The following is a 4,262-nucleotide window of genomic DNA, read 5'->3' on the forward strand; positions in this document are numbered from 1 at the left end:
AAAAGGAGATCCAAATGCAGATTCCATAGCCATACCTGGATATCCCCAGATTTATTTGCCGGCTGGAAAGACGGAGGTAGATGTGGCATTTTCCAACCCGGAAGGCAATCCCTGTTATTTTACATTTGAATTGGTGTTAAAAGATACAGAGGAAGTACTATATACTTCAAAACAGGTTCCGCCGGGTGAGGCAATTACTCATATTACTTTAAATCGTGCGCTGGATGCGGGAGAATATCCGGCAGTATTGAAAATTTCAACATTTCATATCGTAACCCAGTCCGGTATGAATGGTGCCAATGTGGAGACAACGCTGGAAGTGAAGTAAGGAGGCGTATAGGAGGGTGGTATTTAAACGCAGATGCTGGAAGAAAGGCTTTCCCCTAATTCTGATCACAGCCCTGATAACACAAACGTTTCCCATGAAAGTGGTTAGAGCCGAAGAGGCAGGTGGTGGTATCTGTTCCTGTGAACAGTGCAGCAGCATGAATGAGGAAAGAAAAGAAATATTAAGTGAGGATCCGGATGAGACAACGGATAATGAAATATGTGCTTGTAATGGAACGGAACTAGATCAGGGATGTGTCCGGTGTGGAGAAGGATGCACCTGTTGTAACAGGTATGAAGTGGCAGAAAATACGGTGTGCAATCATCAGCACGATGGGACTTGCGGGTATGCAGAAGCATTATCTGGGGTTCCCTGTGATATGGATTGCAAAGAGACAGATAGTGATGGCATGATAAAATATTGCCGGGAGTGCGGTTATTTGCCTGAAGCAAAAGAACAGCTATGTGTGCATGTACATGATGAAATGTGTGGATTTTATAAGGCAGTAACAGAAATTCAGCCGGAAGAAGTGACAGATGCATTAGAGAATATGTCAGAACTTTCGACGGAGCAGATTCTTAATGATGTGGAAGAGGTGACTGAGGATGAGAGAAAAACCATAGAAGAGACAAACGGGAATTCCCATACGGATTCAGAAACAGAAACAGAAGCTGAAAAGAGTTTAGAGACTGAGCCATGTACGGAAACAGAAAGTGACGTGCAGGAAGCTGGCAGTACAAAAGAAAAAAGTGAAATACCAGAAAAAGACAGTGCCCAACAGGAGTCAGAAGTACGAAATGAAGTGAAAGCGGCAAAGACCGAAACAGAGAAAATCACAGCGCAGGAATTAGATAGTAAAATAGAAAAGAAAAAAGAAGATGGCTCGTATGATATTCATTCGCCATACTATGCTATTAAAATACCTTCGGAAGTGATGATTAATGAAAGTACGGACTTTGAGATCGGGACCTCTTTTATAAAAGATGTGGAAGATAAAAAAGCATATCTTGAAATTGATGGGGACTGGGCAGATGATGAAACAGATTGCTTTGTTCTGATGCGGGACGGCGATGAAGATACAACCTGGAAATATCAATTATATATAGAAGGAAAGTTGATAAGTAAAGGGGATAATCGCATAGAGTTGGATCAGACGAAGGATAGCCAAAAGGCAAGGATTGTATCGCTGAATGAACAAGAGATCGTGCCGGCTGGGAAGTATCATGGTGGTTTGAGATTTAATGTAGTCTATGAATAAATAATGTAAAATATAGGAGGAATTTATCATGATGAAAAAAAGATTATTGGCGTTTGGGTTAGCTGGAGTTATGTTGATGGGGATGAGTATGAATGTGTTTGCGGAAACCGGTAATGTAACACAAAGTGAAGGAAATGCATCTAGAGAGGCAATAGTTAAAGGTGTTGTACCGGAGACATATACAATAATTATTCCGGCAGAATTTACAGATGAGGACACTAATCTAGTACTTGATGCAAAAGATATAAATTTAGCTGAAGGATCAACTGTTTTGGTAAAAGCTACTACTGCTCAAATAGAAATGAGTTTAAAAGATAAAGACGCTCCTAGTGATTCTGAAAAATATAAAATGGGATTACAAATGAATTCTAGTGATGTAACTACATCTACTGAACTGTTAAAACTTGAAAGTACTGATACTACAACAAAACAGTCTACAATAAGTGCTAATTTATCAGCAGATGCTAAAAAGGATAAGAAAGCTGGTAAGTATTTAGGGAGTTTGACATTTAGTATAACTTATACAGGGAATAATACATGGAATGATTAATGTAGGAGCATTTAAAATGGTATTTTATTTTAAATTATAAATGTTTATAAGATTTCAGGGCATTATGAAGTAGTTGGTTAATCATCTATAGAGTAATGCTCCTTTCTTATGCAAAAAATTTTCCCAAAAAACAACGTTACATATCCCCCAAAGTATGCTATACTATCATCGAAGATTCTACTCGGGTCAATGACCTGCTGGAAAGAAAAAATATAGCAGAGGTGCAAAGATGAAGAGAGTATTACTGAAACTCAGCGGCGAAGCGTTAGCCGGAAGTAAGAAAACAGGGTTTGATGAGCCAACCGTAACAGAAGTGGCGAATCAGGTAAAGCAATTAGTAGATGATGGTATTGAAGTTGGAATTGTAATTGGCGGTGGTAATTTCTGGAGAGGTCGTTCCAGTGAGACAATTGACCGCACGAAGGCAGACCAGATCGGGATGCTGGCAACTGTTATGAATTGTATTTATGTTTCAGAAATTTTCCGTTCCGTTGGAATTATGACACAGATTTTAACGCCATTTGCATGCGGTTCTTTTACAAAGCTATTCTCTAAGGATCGTGTGAATAAATATTTTGAAAAAGGAGTTGTTTCTTTCTTTGCGGGAGGAACCGGACATCCTTATTTTTCAACTGATACTTCAACCGTACTCCGTGCCGTTGAAATTGAAGCAGATGTGATTCTGCTGGCAAAGGCTGTAGATGGTGTTTATGACAGCGATCCAAAGGACAATCCGAATGCTAAGAAATACGATGAGATTTCTATTCAGGAAGTAATTGACCAGAAACTGGCTGTTGTGGACATGACGGCATCCATTCTCTGTATGGAGAATAAAATGCCAATGCTTGTATTTGGCTTAAACGAGAAGGACAGCATTGTGAATGCCGCAAAAGGGAAGATTACAGGTACAAGAGTAACGGTATAATTATCACAGGCTAAAACAGTACTACAACCACAGCTGTTAAAAAATGTGTAATAAATTCAACTAAAAGTATAAAGTAAAATATAAAAAATCAGGAGGAATGAAAAATGGATGAAAGAATTAAGTTATACGACACAAAAATGACAAAATCTTATGATAACCTGTTATCAGAGTTTGGAGCGATCAGAGCCGGACGTGCGAATCCACATGTATTGGATAAGATTAAGGTAGATTATTACGGAACCCCGACACCCCTTCAGCAGGTTGGTAATATTACCGTTCCGGAAGCCAGAATGATTCAGATTCAGCCTTGGGATGCAACCCTTGTTAAGGCCATTGAAAAAGCAATCATGACTTCTGATCTTGGAATTAATCCGAATAATGACGGTAAGATAATTCGCCTTGTATTCCCGGAATTAACGGAAGAGCGCAGAAAAGAACTGGTTAAAGATGTGAAGAAAAAAGGTGAAGCTGCTAAGGTTGCAATCCGTAACATTCGCCGTGACGCAAATGATGCATTTAAGAAACTTGCGAAAGAGGATGTGTCTGAGGATGAAATCAAAGAGTTAGAAGACAAAACTCAGAAAATGACAGATAAATATATCAAGGAAGTGGACAAAGCAGTTGAAGAAAAGTCCAAAGAAATCTTAACGGTTTAATTATTATAATTTTATAAATAATAGAAGGGGGCTTCTTGACAGTCCCCTTTTTTGTGATATGATGGAAAAAGGTCTATAAATGGCAGGTTCGAGCTGTCCTGTGATGGATAGGCGCAGGAGGGAGAATAAATATGGCAATACCACAGCATGTGGCAATTATATTGGATGGAAATGGAAGATGGGCGAAAAGCAAAGGAATGCCCAGAAACTACGGGCATGTAAGAGGTGCAAAGAACCTGGAGGTTATTTGCGAGGACGCTTATAATATGGGAATTAAATATCTGACGGTATATCTGTTTTCAACTGAGAACTGGAACCGTCCAAGCGAAGAGGTGTCTTCTCTTATGAAGCTGTTTCGCAGTTATACGAAGACCTGTATTAAGACTGCTCAGAAAAATAATATGAAGGTGCGAATGTTGGGAGATCCCTCAGCATTAGATCCGGATTTACAGGCTAGTATGCGGTCTTTGCAGGAGACATCAAAAAATAATACAGGACTGAATTTTCAAATTGCCATTAACTACGGAAGCCGTGATGAAATTGTA

At 39.2% G+C, this 4,262-nt stretch carries 5 protein-coding genes and 1 pseudogene; all 6 read left to right on the top strand.

All coding sequences use genetic code 11. The annotated features are described in order from the left end of the window. Positions 1-328: pseudogene (locus tag ACH2DQ_RS26895) on the top strand (hypothetical protein); the annotation flags it as partial. Between the two features lie 16 nt (positions 329-344). Continuing rightward, complete coding sequence (locus tag ACH2DQ_RS26900; RefSeq protein WP_394912480.1) at positions 345-1,586, top strand: hypothetical protein; 1,242 nt, start codon at positions 345-347, stop codon at positions 1,584-1,586. 28 nt (positions 1,587-1,614) lie between these two features. Next, positions 1,615-2,136, top strand: coding sequence for a hypothetical protein (locus ACH2DQ_RS26905; RefSeq protein ID WP_394912479.1), 522 nt, complete (start codon positions 1,615-1,617; stop codon positions 2,134-2,136). 229 nt (positions 2,137-2,365) lie between these two features. Further along, positions 2,366-3,061 (top strand): UMP kinase, encoded by a 696-nt coding sequence (gene pyrH, locus ACH2DQ_RS26910; RefSeq protein WP_394912478.1) that lies wholly within the window; start codon positions 2,366-2,368, stop codon positions 3,059-3,061. A gap of 104 nt (positions 3,062-3,165) precedes the next feature. Then, the gene (gene frr, locus ACH2DQ_RS26915; protein WP_394912477.1) at positions 3,166-3,717 is read left to right on the top strand and encodes a ribosome recycling factor; all 552 of its coding nucleotides are present in this window, start codon (positions 3,166-3,168) and stop codon (positions 3,715-3,717) included. A 131-nt stretch (positions 3,718-3,848) separates the two neighbouring features. Beyond that, a partial coding sequence (uppS, locus tag ACH2DQ_RS26920; RefSeq protein WP_395028677.1) for a polyprenyl diphosphate synthase occupies positions 3,849-4,262 on the top strand: 414 nt, incomplete at its 3' end.

Source organism: Robinsoniella sp., from assembly GCF_034124845.1.